The sequence below is a fragment of the Delftia sp. S65 genome (genome assembly GCF_016516495.1).
Classification (GTDB): domain Bacteria; phylum Pseudomonadota; class Gammaproteobacteria; order Burkholderiales; family Burkholderiaceae_C; genus Comamonas; species Comamonas acidovorans.
Genome location: NZ_JACVUR010000001.1, coordinates 300,583 through 313,765, shown reverse-complemented (window position 1 = coordinate 313,765; position 13,183 = coordinate 300,583). Strand labels below are relative to the sequence as shown.

The following is a 13,183-nucleotide window of genomic DNA, read 5'->3' as shown; positions in this document are numbered from 1 at the left end:
ATGACCACCGACAAGCCCGTGGACCAGGCGATCAGCGCACGCACGCGCAAGGCCCTGTCCGAAGCCAAGGCGCGCGGCGTGCAACTGGGCCGCGCAGGCGCAGACAACCTGCGCGCCACCGTGGAAAAGCGCAAATCCACGGCCGATGCCTTCGCCCAGCAGCATGAGGCGCTGTTCGCCGAACTGCAGGCGCGTGGCCTGACGCACCGCGCCATGGCCGCCGAACTCAATGCGCGCGGCATTGCCGCGGCCCGGGGCGGCGAGTGGACGCACGGTCAGGTGCAACGCATCCTGAACCGCTATGCCGACCTGCGCTCGGCAATACCGTCTGCAGACGACAGCAGCGGCAGCTGAATCCCGGCCAGCCGTTGCGCCAGCGCGGCCGATGCAGCCTGCATGGGCGCCCGCAGCGTTGCCCGCATTCGGCCCTGCTGCGCCAGCAAGGCCTTGATGGGTGCGGGATTGGGCTCGGCAAAGCAGGCGGCGATGTGCGGCTGCAGCGGCTGCCACAGCGCACGGGCAGCGGGCAGGTCGCCACGCTCCAGGCATTGCATCAACTCAACGAAGTGCCGTGTATGCGCGTGCGCGCTGGCAGCAATCGCTCCCGCACCGCCCAGGGCCAGCGTGGAAAAGATCTGCGCGTCTTCTCCAGCCAGCACCTGCAGTTGCCCATCGGCGATCAGTGCCTGGGTCTTGGCGGCATCGCCCCCGCAATCCTTGATGGCCACGATGCGCTCATGTGCGGCCAGCGCACGCAGCGTGGCCAGCTCCAGCACCACGCCGGTGCGGTAGGGAATGTCGTAGACGATGACCGGATGGGCGCTGCGCTCGGCAATCGCCGTGAACCACTGCAGCAGCCCCGCCTGCGACGGGCGTATGTAATGCGGCGCGGGCACCAGAATGCCGGCCAGCGGCAGGGCGTTCAGTGCCTGAACGCGGGCCAGCGCATGCCCCAGGTGGCAGTCGGAAACTCCCATGACCACGGGCATGCCCTGGGCCGCTGAGAGGATGGTGGACAGGGCGGCATCGTGCTCCGCTTCGCTCAGCACGGCGGCCTCGGCGGTTGAGCCGCAGGCCACGTAGCCGGCGATGCCGCTGGCGTTGTAGTGCTGCACCAGGGCGCGCAGCGCCCCGTGGTCCACCGCCGCCTCATCTCCAGGAAGAAAGGGCGTGACCAGCGGAAGCCACAGCCCCTGGAATCGGGCTTGCGGCGAGGTGGTGGAAGGCAAAGACATGGAAGATCCCTTCGGGTGATTCAAACAATGAACGACCGGACGCAGCCACCGGCCAGACCGAGGGCGGAAAGGCAGGCGCCTGAAGGGATGCGGGAAGGGAAGATGGAGGCTGCCGGGCCGGTTCCGTCGCTCATCTGGACGGAACCTCAGCTCCGGTCAGACGAGCTGGGGTTTGCAGGCTTTGCCCAGGCACAGGCGCACGGCATCACCGTGGCATGTGGGGAAGGCAAAGTTTGCAGGCATGGCGCGCAGTGTAGCGCGCCTGAGCGCCTGGGTGGTGGCCTTCAGGCTGCGCCTTCGGCGCCGGTAGGGGGTGATGCATCGGGCAGCAGCGGTGCCTGCCACTCCAGCAGCTCGGCCAGACGCTGCACGATCCAGCGCGCCTCGCCAGGGCTGACGATGGAGCCCTCGGCCGCCAGGCCCGCGTGCATGCCCAGCAGCACGCCTTGCTCCGAGGAATTGCCGGAGTGATAGAGCGTCTGCGCCTGCTCGACCAGGTGGCTGGCCAGGTCCTCGCACAGTTCATAACGTCCGACCACGTCTGCAATCGATGCCTTGAGCCGGCCGTGCCGGTCGGCATACAGGGCGGCAAAGCTCGGCGGCGGCTGTATCTGGCTGGTCTCGTCCATGGCGCGCCTCAATCGGGTTCGAACAGGCGCTCGAAGCGTGCAAGGTCCTCGGCCAGCTCGCAGCTCACGAGCTGGCCCATCTTGCCGTCGGCCAGGCGGTGGGCTGCGAACAGCGTGGCCTTGCCGCGAAAGTTGTAGTCGGGCAGATGGATGATGGTGTAGGGATGGGACACGAACAGCTGATGCTCGTAGACCACGCGCTGCTCGTTGCGCGGCGACGGGTAGAGCGTGTATTCGGGGGTAGTGATCGTGAGTGTGGCCATGCATGGCCCGCTGCAGCAAAAGGCCGGCGGCGGGGGAGGGCAATGCTACCGCGTTCGCCAGTCCCTGGTGCGCCCTGGTGCGCCGCCGCCCTGCGACAATGCGGGCATGCAAGCAGCCCGTGTATCCATCCAGACCGAGGATTTCGACGTATCGGCCGAACTCGCCGCCCTGCGCGGCGGCGACGCGCGAGTGGGCGCGGTCTGCAGCTTCATCGGCACGGTGCGTGACCGCAACGAGGGCGCCGCCGTGGCCAGCATGGAGCTGGAGCACTACCCGGGCATGACCGAGAAATCGATCGAGGCCATCATCGACGAGGCGGTCCAGCGCTTCGGCATCCATGGCGCGCGCGTCATCCACCGCATCGGTCTGCTGCAGCCCCTGGACCAGATCGTGCTCGTGGCCGTCACCGCCTCGCACCGGGGCATGGCTTTTCAGGCCTGCGAATACATCATGGACTACCTCAAGTCGCTGGCGCCTTTCTGGAAGAAGGAGCAAACGCCCGAGGGCGCGCGCTGGGTGGATGCGCGCGTCAGCGACGAAGAGGCGCTGGCGCGCTGGCGCCAGTGAGGTGGCGGGCCTTCAGGCCTTGAGCGCGGCGCCCCGCAACCATTGCGGCGGGCGGAACACCAGCAGGTTTCCGAACATCACCAGCAGCAGCCCGCCAACGGCCAGCGGCGTCCACACATAACCCTCGAACAGGGCCGAGATGCTGAGCGCAACAATGGGGAACAGCACCGTCGCATAGGCCGCCTTCTCCGGGCCCAGCCGGCCCACCAGGGTCAGGTAGGCCGTGAACGCAATCACCGAGCCTGGAATGGCCAGGTACAGCCAGGAGCCCACATAGGTCCAGCTGGCATCGAAGCGCCAGGGCAGGCCTGCCACCAGCGCATAGCCGGTCAGCAGCAGCGTGCCGGCCAGCATGCCCCAGGCATTGGTCTGTGCGGGCCGCCAGCCCATGGACTGCAGCGAGGCAGACAGCATGTTCCCGCAGGAAAAGCACAGCGTGCCCAGCACCGCCCAGGCCAGGCCAGGCAGGCTGGCATGCCGGCCTGCGCGCAGCTCGGGCCAGAACAGCGCCACCAGGCCTGCAAGGCCGAAGAGGCTGCCGGCCAGCACATGGGGCGCCAGCCTGCGGCCATGGATGATGCGCGCCAGCAGCGCGTTCCAGAGATTGGCGCTGGAGAACACCACGGCGGCCAGGCCGCTGGCCAGCGTCTCGCTGGCATGCATGAAGCACACGAAGTTGAAGCTGAACAGGCACAGGCCTTGCGCCAGCACGCGCGGCAGCGCCGGGCCGCGGGGCACGCGCAGCTGCCGCGACCACGCCAGCCAGGCGAACATCAGCACGGCGGCCAGCGCAAAGCGGTAGGCAATGGACAGCTCCACGGGCACGGCGCCCAGCTGCAGCTTCAGGGCGATCCAGGTCGAACCCCAGATCAGCACGACCAGGGCATAGAGGGTGGCAGTCATGGCCGGTGATGATCGCGCCGCAGGCTGGGCGGGCATGGCAGATTCCTGCGGTTTGATGGCCTGGCGCCATGCGTCGGTATGGCTGCGGGACCACAATCGCTGCCATGACGCCCACGCCGCTGCCCGAGCTGCCCTCCAGCCACCTGTGCCAGGTGCTGTCACGCTCCAAGGCCCGGCTGCAGCGGCGCGTGCGCCTGAGCGAAGGGGTGGAGCTGGCCGTCTGGGCCAATGTGGACGACGAGGTGCGCTACTGCCAGCCCGGTCACCACACGCTGTCGGTCTACCTGGCCGGGGGCGAGGGCTCGCAGCTCAAGGCGCGGCCCGAGGCCATGGGGGCGCCGGGGCGCATCTGCATCTTCACGCCAGAGGACGAATCGCACTGGCTGGTGCGCTCGCCCGTGCAGTTCCTGCACCTGTATGTGTCCGACCTGGCCTGGGCGGGGCGCGTGGTCCGCATGCTGGATGCCGAGCCCCGCTCGCGCACCTTGCGTGCGCAGATCTACGGGGATGATCAGGCCTTCCACGCTGGTGCCCGTGCGCTGATGCAGCTGGACTGGCAGGACCCGCAGCAGCAACTGGCGGCCGATGCCATTGGTCAGCAACTGGTGGATCGGCTGGTGCTGCAGTCCGCCACGCCGCGCCAGCTGCAGGCGCTGCAGCGGCCGCTGGGCGGGCTTTCTGCGGCCATGCGGCGCAGGGTGCTGGCCCATGTCGAGGCGCATCTGCATGACTCCAAGGCCGTGTCGCTGCCGGCACTGGCGAGACAGGCCTGCCTCTCCGAATTCCATTTCGCACGCATGTTCCGCCAGAGCATGGGCTGCACGGTGCACGAATGGGTGCTGCAGCAGCGCCTGGCCCGGGCACGGCGTGCCCTGTCTGCGCGCAACGTGCCGCCGCTGGCCGAGCTGGCGCTGGATTGCGGCTTTTCCAGCGCCAGCCACCTGGTGCGCAGCTTCCGGGCGCATTTGGGCGTTACGCCTACGCAGTTCTCGATCTTTCAGCGCAATGCTTGAGAAGGATGGCCGGCCTCGCCGGCCTTGATCTGGCGCAAGCGTCTGTCCTTGCGGGCCGGGCATGGCTTGAAATTTGCCCTGCCGGTATCAGATAAATCGCAATGACCCTGTTTCAGGAGCGAAAAGAAACACCATGCGAATCGACAAACTGACAACCAAGTTCCAGGAAGCCCTGGCCGACGCGCAAACGCTGGCCCTGGGCGGTGACCAATCCAATATCGAACCCCTGCACCTGCTCGTGGCGCTGCTGCGCCAGGACGATGGTCCGCGCTCGCTCTTGCAGCGCGCCGGCGCCAACGTGGGCCAGCTGCAGGCCGCGGCCGAGAAGGCCCTGGCCGATCTGCCGCGCGTGCAGCACCAGGACCAGGTGCAGGTCGGCTCCGAGCTGGGCCGGCTGCTGCAGGCGACCGAGAAGGAAGCCCTCAAGCGCGGCGACCAGTTCATTGCCAGCGAGCTGTTCCTGCTGGCGCTGACCGACAGCAGCGGCTCTTCCACGCGCGCAGGCCAACTGCTCAAGGAAAGCGGCGTGACGCGCTCCAGCCTGGAGTCGGCCATCAACGCCGTGCGCGGCGGCCAGACCATGGACAGCGCCGAAGGCGAAGGCCAGCGCGAGGCCCTCAAGAAATACACCATGGACCTGACCGAGCGCGCGCGCATCGGCAAGCTCGATCCGGTGATCGGCCGCGACGACGAAATCCGCCGCTCCATCCAGGTGCTGCAGCGCCGCAGCAAGAACAACCCCGTGCTGATCGGCGAGCCTGGCGTGGGCAAGACCGCCATTGTCGAGGGCCTGGCCCAGCGCATCGTGGCCGGCGAGGTGCCCGAAAGCCTCAAGAACAAGCGCGTGCTGTCGCTGGACATGGCGGGCCTGCTGGCCGGCGCCAAATACCGTGGCGACTTCGAGGAACGCCTGAAGTCCGTGCTCAAGGAAGTGGCCCAGGAAGAGGGCCGCATCATCCTGTTCATCGACGAGATCCACACCATGGTCGGTGCCGGCAAGGCCGATGGCGCCATGGACGCGGGCAACATGCTCAAGCCGGCCCTGGCGCGCGGCGAGCTGCACTGCATCGGCGCGACCACGCTCGATGAATACCGCAAGTACATCGAAAAGGATGCGGCGCTGGAGCGGCGCTTCCAGAAGGTGCTGGTCGAAGAGCCTTCCGTGGAGGACACCATCGCCATCCTGCGTGGTCTGCAGGTGCGCTACGAGGCCCACCATGGCGTGGACATCACCGACCCGGCCATCGTGGCTGCGGCCGAGTTGAGCCATCGCTACATCACCGACCGCTTCCTGCCCGACAAGGCCATCGACCTGATCGACGAGGCGGCGGCCAAGATCAAGATCGAGATCGATTCCAAGCCCGAGGTCATGGACAAGCTCGAGCGCCGCATGATCCAGCTCAAGATCGAGCGCGAGGCCATGAAGAAGGAAAAGGACGAGGCCTCGCAAAAGCGCCTGCAGCTGATCGAGGAGGAACTCGGCAGCCTGGAGCGCGAGTACGCCGACCTGGAAGAGGTCTGGAAGAGCGAGAAGGCCAGCGCCCAGGGCTCCGAGCAGATCCGCAAGGAGATCGACCAGATCCGCATCCAGATCGAGGAGCTCAAGCGCAAGGGCGACTTCAACAAGGTGGCCGAGCTGCAGTACGGCAAGCTGCCCTCGCTGGAAAAGCAGCTCAACGAAGCCCAGGCCAACGAGCAGGGGCAGGGCGGCGCGCCCGCCCACAGGCTGCTGCGCACCCATGTCGGCGCCGAGGAAATTGCCGAAGTGGTCAGCCGTGCCACGGGCATTCCCGTGGCCAAGATGATGCAGGGCGAGAAGGACAAGCTGCTGCGCATGGAAGACCGGCTGCATGACCGCGTCGTCGGCCAGGACGAGGCCATCTCGGCCGTGGCCAATGCCATTCGCCGCTCGCGCTCGGGCCTGTCCGATCCCAACCGGCCCACGGGCTCCTTCCTGTTCCTGGGCCCCACGGGCGTGGGTAAGACCGAGCTGTGCAAGGCGCTGGCCGGCTTCCTGTTCGACAGCGAGGACCATCTGGTGCGCATCGACATGAGCGAGTTCATGGAAAAGCATTCCGTGGCCCGCCTGATCGGCGCGCCGCCCGGCTACGTGGGCTACGAGGAAGGCGGCTACCTGACCGAGGCCGTGCGCCGCAAGCCCTACAGCGTGCTGCTGCTCGACGAGGTGGAAAAGGCCCATCCCGACGTGTTCAACGTGCTGCTGCAGGTACTGGACGATGGCCGCCTGACCGATGGCCAGGGCCGCACCGTGGACTTCAAGAACACGGTCATCGTGATGACGAGCAACATAGGCTCTTTGCTGATCCAGGCCATGGTCGGCGAGGATTACGATGATGTGAAAGATGCGGTCTGGGGGGAACTCAAGAACCATTTCCGACCCGAATTCCTCAACCGCATCGACGAAACCGTGGTCTTCCACGCGCTCGACGCGAAGAATATCGAGTCGATCGCAAGGATTCAGCTCAAGCTGCTGGAGCGTCGTTTGGAGAAAATGGACCTTGCGCTGCAGGTGTCCGACCAGGCACTGGCCGAACTGGCCAAGGTGGGCTTCGATCCCGTTTTCGGGGCCCGGCCGCTCAAGCGCGCGATACAGCAGCGGATCGAGAATCCGCTGTCGAAACTGCTGCTCGAAGGGCGCTTCCCGCCCAAGAGCACGATTGCGGTACATGTGGACCCGGTACTGGAGCCGGGCGTATTCCGGTTCGATGCGGCAGACCCCGCCTGACGCACCGGGCCAGCCAAGAAAGGCTTTGCTTTGAACGATTTTGTCGCCACCCTGACCCGCTGGGCCGTTCGCATCCTGCTGATGCTTGTGGGCCTGGTCTTCTTTGTCAGCCTGCTGACCGCCGCGGCGCTGCTGGCCCTGGTCTGGGCCGTGAGGGCGCTGTGGGCCAGGCTCACCGGCCAGCCGGTGATGCCCTGGGCCATGCGCATGAGCCCGCGGGCGGGCTGGCAGACCGTGTACCGCTCCGGCTCCGAGTGGATGGCACAGCGTCCGCAGCGCGCCTATGGCGCTGCCGAGGGCGGTGGCCGCCGCGCCGGTGCCGGCGTACTGCCGGGTGCGGGCGAGGTGACCGACGTTCAGCCCCGTGAAGTGCGCGAGCCCTGAAGCGTCTTGCTGCAGCCTTTACGCGGCCTGCGCATCTTCGTGCCCAAGCCGCGTCTGGCGGCCCGTATAGTCTGAAACCCTCGGGAGCCCGTGCAAGGCTCCCTTTTTTTTCCTGCCGCTGCATGCCAACATGTGCCGCGACGCATCCTTGGAATGCGGCGCATGCAAGTGTCTTCTTACCATTGAGCCTATGACCCAGCTGGATCTCCACCGCGTCTTCGACCTTCAGTACCAGGCCAGCCGGGCGCAGGTGGACGTGCCCCTGCTGGTACGCCGCGAACGCCTGCTGCGCATGCAAAAGCTGCTGGACGAGCACGGCCCCGTGCTGGCTGCCGCCGTGCAGGCCGACTTCGGCATGCGCTCGCCACGGCTGACCGAGATGGTGGAGCTGTTCGTGCTGCGCAACCTGCTCAAGCACACGCTGCGCCATCTGGCGCGCTGGTCGGGGCGCCAGCGGGTGCGAACGCCGCTGATGCTCATGCCCGGCCGGGGCTGGATAGAGCGCCAGCCGCTGGGCGTTGTGGGGGTGATTTCCCCGTGGAACTATCCGGTGCAGCTGGCGCTGGGGCCGGCCATCACGGCCCTGGCGGCGGGCAACCGCGTCATGCTCAAGCCCAGCGAACTCACGCCGCACACCTCGGCCCAGCTGGCGGCGCTGGTGGGGCAGTTTTTCGCGCCCGAGGAATTCGCCGTCATCGAAGGCGATGTGAGCATTGCCACGCAGTTCTCGGGCCTGCACTTCGACCATCTGCTGTTCACCGGCTCGACTGCCGTGGGCCGGCGCGTGGCGCAGGCGGCGGCGGCGCACCTGACGCCGACGACGCTGGAGCTCGGTGGCAAGTCGCCCTGCATCATCTCCACCGACTGCGACCTGAAGGAGGCCGCGCTCAAGATCGCGCATGGCAAGCTCGTCAATGCGGGCCAGACCTGCATCGCCCCCGACTACGTGCTGCTGCCGCGCGGGCAGGAGGCGGAGTTTGCCGAGGCCTTCCGCACCGCGGCACGGCGGCTGTTCCCGCGCTTTGCCGGCAATCCGGACTATGCGGCCATCCTCACCAAGCGCCACCTGGCGCGCCTGCGGCAGATGCTGCGCCAGGCTCAGGGCATGGGGGCGCATGTCGAGTGGATGGAGGATGGCGGAGCCGGCCAGGAGAGCGCCGACATGGCCTGGGGCGATGCCGTGGAGCGCCAGATGGCGCCGGCCCTGGTCTTCAATGCCACCAGCCAGATGCAGCTCATGCAGGAGGAGATCTTCGGCCCCATCCTGCCCGTGATCAGCTACGACAGGCTGGATGACGTGGTCTCGGCCATCAATGCGGGGCCCAGGCCGCTGGCGCTGTACTGGTTCGGCCGCGATGAGAAAGTGCGTGATGCCGTGCTGTCACGCACCATCAGCGGCGGGGTGACGGTCAACGACACCCTGCTGCACTTCGCCCACGAGAACCTGCCCTTCGGCGGCGTGGGCGACAGCGGCTGGGGTGCCTACCATTCGGAGCAGGGCTTTGCACGGCTGAGCCATCAGAAGGCGGTGTTCGTGCAGTCGCGCTGGTCGGGGGCTTCGATGCTGTATCCGCCCTATGGCGCAAGGTTCGACCGCATCATGGAGTTGATGCGCCGCTGGCTGTGAGCGAGGGGGTGATTTCTCGCCGTTGCCGGGCTTGCCTGCATCGTGAGAAATTGTCAACTGATTCCTTGCCAAGCCTTGTGTCGCGTGCGCCAGCTGCTCTTTTTTGGAGAGCACATAGCACATCCCAATCCCGAGGGCAAGAAAACGAGCACAGCCGTACTTGCGTGCATGGCTAAGAGCCGCAACGCACGCAAAAAGCGCGATTCCTGTGAAAATCACGCCCTTCTATTTTCACCTGTTTTCGTTTCGGTTTTTCCATGTCTAGTATCCAGGTTCGTCCAGCCACTCTCCGCGATGCAAAAGCGATTGCCCAGATCCATACTGCTTCCGCCATGGAGGCTTATCGCGGTCTGGTTCCCGATGACCAGCTCAAGAGCATGTCGTCGGTAGAAAAACGCCAGGCCTATTGGCGCGAAGCCATCGAATTTTGCGAACCCCAGGTTCAGGTCGCCATCGACGGCGACAAGATCGTCGGCTTCGTCGGCTTCGACCGCTCGCGCGATGAAAAGTCGCGCCAGACCACCGGTGAAATTTGGGCCATCTATGCCGCTCCCACGCACTGGAATCAGGGTGTGGGCGTGGCCCTGTGGGACGCCGCACGCGACGGCCTGCTCGAAGAAGGCTGCACCAATGTCACCTCGTGGGTGCCGCTGCGCAATGAACGCGCGCTGCGCTTCCATGAGCTCGCCGGCTTCAAGCGCGAAATGTCCACCGCCAAGACGGCCCAGGTCGGCGCTCTCAAGATCGAGGAAGTGCGGCTCAAGCGCGCACTGAACTGATCGATTCGCCAAACCATCCACCCATCACTCACGGAGCAGCAGGCCTTGTCCTCTTCCCAGAACTGGTCCCTGCTGCAGTGGCAGGAGCACGAGGCCACCCAGGTTGCCCTGTGGCGCGCGGACAGCACCATGACCGCACCGCGCCGCATCGTCATCGCTGACGACAGCCTGGCCGCCGACAGCGCCTACCGCCTGGCCTGCGAAGGCCAGGCCATGCTGTGGCGCGGCGATTTCCAGAATGCCCGGCAGTTGCTGTCGGCCCTGGGCCGCCGCCTCGACAAGCCCGCACGTGAGACTTCCGCCAAGGCGCGCCATCGCCGCGCCGGCAAGGAAGACGCCAAGCCGGTCTTTCCCCACGCCTTCCACCTGCACCGCCAGGCACTGGCGCAGCGTGCGCGCATCCTGTCCAGCGTGATGATCGAGCTCGATACCCGCTGGCACTGTGCCCTGCGCCGCGCACCGGACTGGAGCGAAGCCTGTCGCGAAGCCTGGGGCGAGATTCCCGCCGACCAGGGTGCTCAAAGCGTGATCGTTCCCCTGCGTGAACTGCTGGGTGCCCTGGGCGCACATGAGTGGCGCAAGAAGGGCGTGGCCCTGGCCGTACCGGGCATGCCGGAGTTCAGCATTCACCCGCACTACGGCGTGTTCTCCCCGGTGCGCGGCGAGTACCTGGATCTGGTGGCGCAGGCGCCCCTGCCCGCCGTGGCCCAGCAGGCCGATGCCGCCGTCTGGGATATCGGCACGGGCACGGGTGTGCTTTCCGCTCTCTTGCTGCACCGTGGCGTGCGGCAGGTGGTGGCCACCGACCTGAGCGACCGGGCACTGGCCTGCGCGCAGGACAACCTGCAGCGGCTGGGTCTGGCGCAGCGCGTGAGCCTGCGCAAGGCCGACCTGTTCCCTGAAGGCCGGGCCGCCTTGGTGGTCTGCAATCCGCCGTGGCTGCCGGGCAAGGCCAGTTCCTTGCTGGAGCAGGCCGTCTATGACGAAGGCAGCCGCATGCTGCGCGGTTTTGTCGAGGGCCTTGCTGCACATCTGCTGCCGGGCGGCGAAGGCTGGCTGATTCTGTCGGATCTGGCCGAGCACCTGCAGTTGCGCTCGCGCGAGGAACTGCTGGGCTGGATCGATGCCGCAGGCCTGCAGGTCCTGGGCCGCGAGGACATCCGCCCGCGCCATGGAAAGGCTGCGGACTCCACCGATCCGCTGCACGCGGCACGCGCCGCCGAACTCACCTCGCTGTGGCGCCTGGCGCCGCGCTGATCGCGCGCGTCCACCCTTCGTTTCGTCTAGGCGCCCTGTGCCGTCGCTGCCTCCTGGGGCAGCAGATGCCGCAGGCGCTCGCGCAGGGCATCGGCGCGCTCGTCGCCCGCATGTTCCTGCACGGTCTGCAGCAGCTGCAGGGCGGCGGCCTGCAGTGCCTCAAGATCGCGCGCCTCGCGCAGCAGATGGCGCAGCACCTGGGCCTTGTCCTCATGGCGGTTGGCGAACATGCGCTCGCACATATCGAACAGGTACATGCGTGTGCCGGCAAGATTCAGCGTGGCGGCGGGGCCGGGCGGGCTGGATTCCTTCGCAGCGGCCGGTGCCATGGAGGGGGCCTGGGGCGGTGACGCGGCGGCTTGGCCAGCCAGGCGCTGCAGGTGGCCGCTGGCGATCAGTTGTTCGATCAGTTCGCCGGCCTGTGCGCCCAGGACCTGCTGCAACTGCTCCTCGGTGCGGCCGTCGGCCATCAGCAGCACCGAGCGCTCGCGCAGCGGCAGGCTGCGGCGGCCGGGCTGCAGCTCTTCAAGGGCCTTGGCGGTTTTTTGCAGCAGCATGGTGGGGGCAGGGAGTCCGACAAGCCCCGATTGCACGTTACATGAATGACCGTGGCGTGAAGAAGCCATGACAACTGCTCCGCCCCGGTGTTCTGCGGCAAGCGCACAATCGCCTGCCATCGCATGGGCGGGCTCTGATTTGCAGGGGCTGGCGGCCGATGCCGGTCGCAGAAATATTGTTTGATCTGTAACAGGAAGACGGGGCGCAGGCCTCGCGACATAGGTGATGAGACTGTTGCTGGCGCCCATGGAGGGCTTGCTTGATTTCGTGCTGCGCGATGTGCTCACGCGCGCGGGCGGCGCAGACCGCTGTGTCTCGGAGTTCATCCGCGTCACGGGGACCGTGCTGCCCGACAAGGTGTTCCTGCGCACCATGCCGGAGCTCAACAACGGCAGCCGGACGCTGGCAGGTGTCCCTGTGCGTGCGCAGCTGCTGGGCTCGGACCCGGACAGCATGGCGGCCAATGCGGCCAATCTGGCGCGCCTGGGTCCGGAGGGAATCGATCTGAACTTCGGCTGCCCCGCCAAGGTGGTCAACCGCCATGGCGGCGGTGCTGCGCTGCTGCAGGACCCTGAGCAGATCGCGCGCGTGGTGGGTGCCGTGCGTGCTGCCGTGCCGGCGGCCATGCCTGTGTCGGCCAAGATGCGCCTGGGTTTCAACGACACGACCCTGATGACCGAATGCGCCCAGGCCATGCAGGCCGGTGGCGCCTGCGAAATCGTCGTCCACGCACGCACCAAGCTCGACGGCTACCGTCCGCCTGCCTACTGGGACATGATCCCGCGCATCCGCGAGTCCGTGACCGTGCCCGTGGTGGCCAATGGCGAGATCTGGACGGTGGAGGATGCGCTGCGCTGCCGTGAGCAGTCGGGCTGCGGCGATCTGATGCTGGGCCGGGGAATCGTTGCCGACCCAGGCCTGGCGCTGGCCATTCGCGCTGCCGTGGAAGGCGGGCAGATGCCAGCAGAGCATGTTGAAGCACAGGTGTTCTGGAGCGATCTGGTGCCGCAGGTCCAGCGTTTCTGGGACATGGTCTGCGAGGATCTGGAGCCGCGCCAGCGCGCAGGTCGCCTCAAGCAATGGCTGAACCTGCTGCGCCGCCGCTTTCCCGAAGCCGAGCAGGCCTATCAGGAAGTGCGCACGCAGACTGACCAGCGCGAGATCACGCTGTGGGTACAAGCGCTGGCGCGGCGCCAGGAGTGGGCCGGGCTTTAGCGCGAT

14 protein-coding genes are annotated in these 13,183 nt (G+C 66.9%); 9 read left to right on the top strand and 5 right to left on the bottom strand.

The annotated features are described in order from the left end of the window. Positions 1-354, top strand: coding sequence for a recombinase family protein (locus IAE24_RS01330; RefSeq protein ID WP_097201556.1), 354 nt, complete (start codon positions 1-3; stop codon positions 352-354). On the opposite strand, the gene dapA is transcribed toward IAE24_RS01330, so the two are convergent. The 3 genes from dapA to IAE24_RS01315 all read right to left on the bottom strand — a co-directional run bounded on the left by dapA (position 300) and on the right by IAE24_RS01315 (position 2,127). Beyond that, positions 300-1,235 carry a 4-hydroxy-tetrahydrodipicolinate synthase gene (gene dapA, locus IAE24_RS01325; protein WP_199959938.1) on the bottom strand — a complete coding sequence of 312 codons (936 nt, stop codon included), beginning with the start codon at positions 1,233-1,235 and terminating at the stop codon, positions 300-302. The genes IAE24_RS01330 and dapA overlap by 55 nt on opposite strands. A gap of 284 nt (positions 1,236-1,519) precedes the next feature. Next, positions 1,520-1,864: a hypothetical protein gene (locus IAE24_RS01320; protein WP_043789837.1), complete on the bottom strand. Its 345-nt coding sequence runs from the start codon at positions 1,862-1,864 to the stop codon at positions 1,520-1,522. Between the two features lie 8 nt (positions 1,865-1,872). Then, on the bottom strand, positions 1,873-2,127 hold the full coding sequence (locus IAE24_RS01315; protein WP_012207010.1) for a hypothetical protein: 255 nt from the start codon (positions 2,125-2,127) through the stop codon (positions 1,873-1,875). Between the two features lie 106 nt (positions 2,128-2,233). Between IAE24_RS01315 and IAE24_RS01310 the strand changes: the two genes are divergently transcribed. Further along, positions 2,234-2,695 carry a molybdenum cofactor biosynthesis protein MoaE gene (locus IAE24_RS01310; protein WP_099750792.1) on the top strand — a complete coding sequence of 154 codons (462 nt, stop codon included), beginning with the start codon at positions 2,234-2,236 and terminating at the stop codon, positions 2,693-2,695. Positions 2,696-2,707: 12 nt separating this feature from the next. Here the strand turns inward: IAE24_RS01310 and IAE24_RS01305 are convergent, their stop codons facing one another. Beyond that, positions 2,708-3,634, bottom strand: coding sequence for a DMT family transporter (locus IAE24_RS01305; protein ID WP_180318970.1), 927 nt, complete (start codon positions 3,632-3,634; stop codon positions 2,708-2,710). Positions 3,635-3,702: 68 nt separating this feature from the next. Between IAE24_RS01305 and IAE24_RS01300 the strand changes: the two genes are divergently transcribed. The 6 genes from IAE24_RS01300 (at position 3,703) to IAE24_RS01275 (ending at position 11,404) form a co-directional block, all read left to right on the top strand. Further along, positions 3,703-4,611 (top strand): AraC family transcriptional regulator, encoded by a 909-nt coding sequence (locus IAE24_RS01300; RefSeq protein ID WP_013801038.1) that lies wholly within the window; start codon positions 3,703-3,705, stop codon positions 4,609-4,611. A 133-nt stretch (positions 4,612-4,744) separates the two neighbouring features. Next, a complete protein-coding gene (clpB, locus tag IAE24_RS01295; protein WP_012207006.1) occupies positions 4,745-7,357 on the top strand; it encodes an ATP-dependent chaperone ClpB in 2,613 nt (870 codons plus the stop codon). Between the two features lie 30 nt (positions 7,358-7,387). After that, the gene (locus IAE24_RS01290) at positions 7,388-7,741 is read left to right on the top strand and encodes a hypothetical protein (RefSeq protein ID WP_012207005.1); all 354 of its coding nucleotides are present in this window, start codon (positions 7,388-7,390) and stop codon (positions 7,739-7,741) included. Positions 7,742-7,871: 130 nt separating this feature from the next. Continuing rightward, positions 7,872-9,368 carry a coniferyl aldehyde dehydrogenase gene (locus tag IAE24_RS01285; RefSeq protein WP_080736955.1) on the top strand — a complete coding sequence of 499 codons (1,497 nt, stop codon included), beginning with the start codon at positions 7,872-7,874 and terminating at the stop codon, positions 9,366-9,368. A 257-nt stretch (positions 9,369-9,625) separates the two neighbouring features. Further along, positions 9,626-10,147, top strand: a complete 522-nt coding sequence (locus IAE24_RS01280; RefSeq protein WP_012207003.1) for a GNAT family N-acetyltransferase — start codon at positions 9,626-9,628, stop codon at positions 10,145-10,147. Positions 10,148-10,192: 45 nt separating this feature from the next. After that, positions 10,193-11,404, top strand: coding sequence for a methyltransferase (locus IAE24_RS01275; protein WP_197944068.1), 1,212 nt, complete (start codon positions 10,193-10,195; stop codon positions 11,402-11,404). 26 nt (positions 11,405-11,430) lie between these two features. On the opposite strand, the gene IAE24_RS01270 is transcribed toward IAE24_RS01275, so the two are convergent. Beyond that, entirely contained in the window at positions 11,431-11,961 is a 531-nt protein-coding gene (locus tag IAE24_RS01270) for a hypothetical protein (RefSeq protein WP_199959936.1), read from the bottom strand. Between the two features lie 226 nt (positions 11,962-12,187). Between IAE24_RS01270 and IAE24_RS01265 the strand changes: the two genes are divergently transcribed. After that, on the top strand, positions 12,188-13,177 hold the full coding sequence (locus IAE24_RS01265; protein ID WP_199959934.1) for a tRNA dihydrouridine synthase: 990 nt from the start codon (positions 12,188-12,190) through the stop codon (positions 13,175-13,177). Positions 13,178-13,183 lie beyond the last annotated feature (6 nt).

Bases quoted from the DNA above. Each gene is read 5' to 3' on its own strand.
- IAE24_RS01330 (WP_097201556.1), top strand. From the start codon at position 1: ATGACCACCGACAAGCCCGTGGACCAGGCGATCAGCGCACGCACGCGC.
- dapA (WP_199959938.1), bottom strand. From the start codon at position 1,235: ATGTCTTTGCCTTCCACCACCTCGCCGCAAGCCCGATTCCAGGGGCTG.
- IAE24_RS01320 (WP_043789837.1), bottom strand. From the start codon at position 1,864: ATGGACGAGACCAGCCAGATACAGCCGCCGCCGAGCTTTGCCGCCCTG.
- IAE24_RS01315 (WP_012207010.1), bottom strand. From the start codon at position 2,127: ATGGCCACACTCACGATCACTACCCCCGAATACACGCTCTACCCGTCG.
- IAE24_RS01310 (WP_099750792.1), top strand. From the start codon at position 2,234: ATGCAAGCAGCCCGTGTATCCATCCAGACCGAGGATTTCGACGTATCG.
- IAE24_RS01305 (WP_180318970.1), bottom strand. From the start codon at position 3,634: ATGCCCGCCCAGCCTGCGGCGCGATCATCACCGGCCATGACTGCCACC.
- IAE24_RS01300 (WP_013801038.1), top strand. From the start codon at position 3,703: ATGACGCCCACGCCGCTGCCCGAGCTGCCCTCCAGCCACCTGTGCCAG.
- clpB (WP_012207006.1), top strand. From the start codon at position 4,745: ATGCGAATCGACAAACTGACAACCAAGTTCCAGGAAGCCCTGGCCGAC.
- IAE24_RS01285 (WP_080736955.1), top strand. From the start codon at position 7,872: ATGTGCCGCGACGCATCCTTGGAATGCGGCGCATGCAAGTGTCTTCTT.
- IAE24_RS01280 (WP_012207003.1), top strand. From the start codon at position 9,626: ATGTCTAGTATCCAGGTTCGTCCAGCCACTCTCCGCGATGCAAAAGCG.
- IAE24_RS01270 (WP_199959936.1), bottom strand. From the start codon at position 11,961: ATGCTGCTGCAAAAAACCGCCAAGGCCCTTGAAGAGCTGCAGCCCGGC.
- IAE24_RS01265 (WP_199959934.1), top strand. From the start codon at position 12,188: ATGAGACTGTTGCTGGCGCCCATGGAGGGCTTGCTTGATTTCGTGCTG.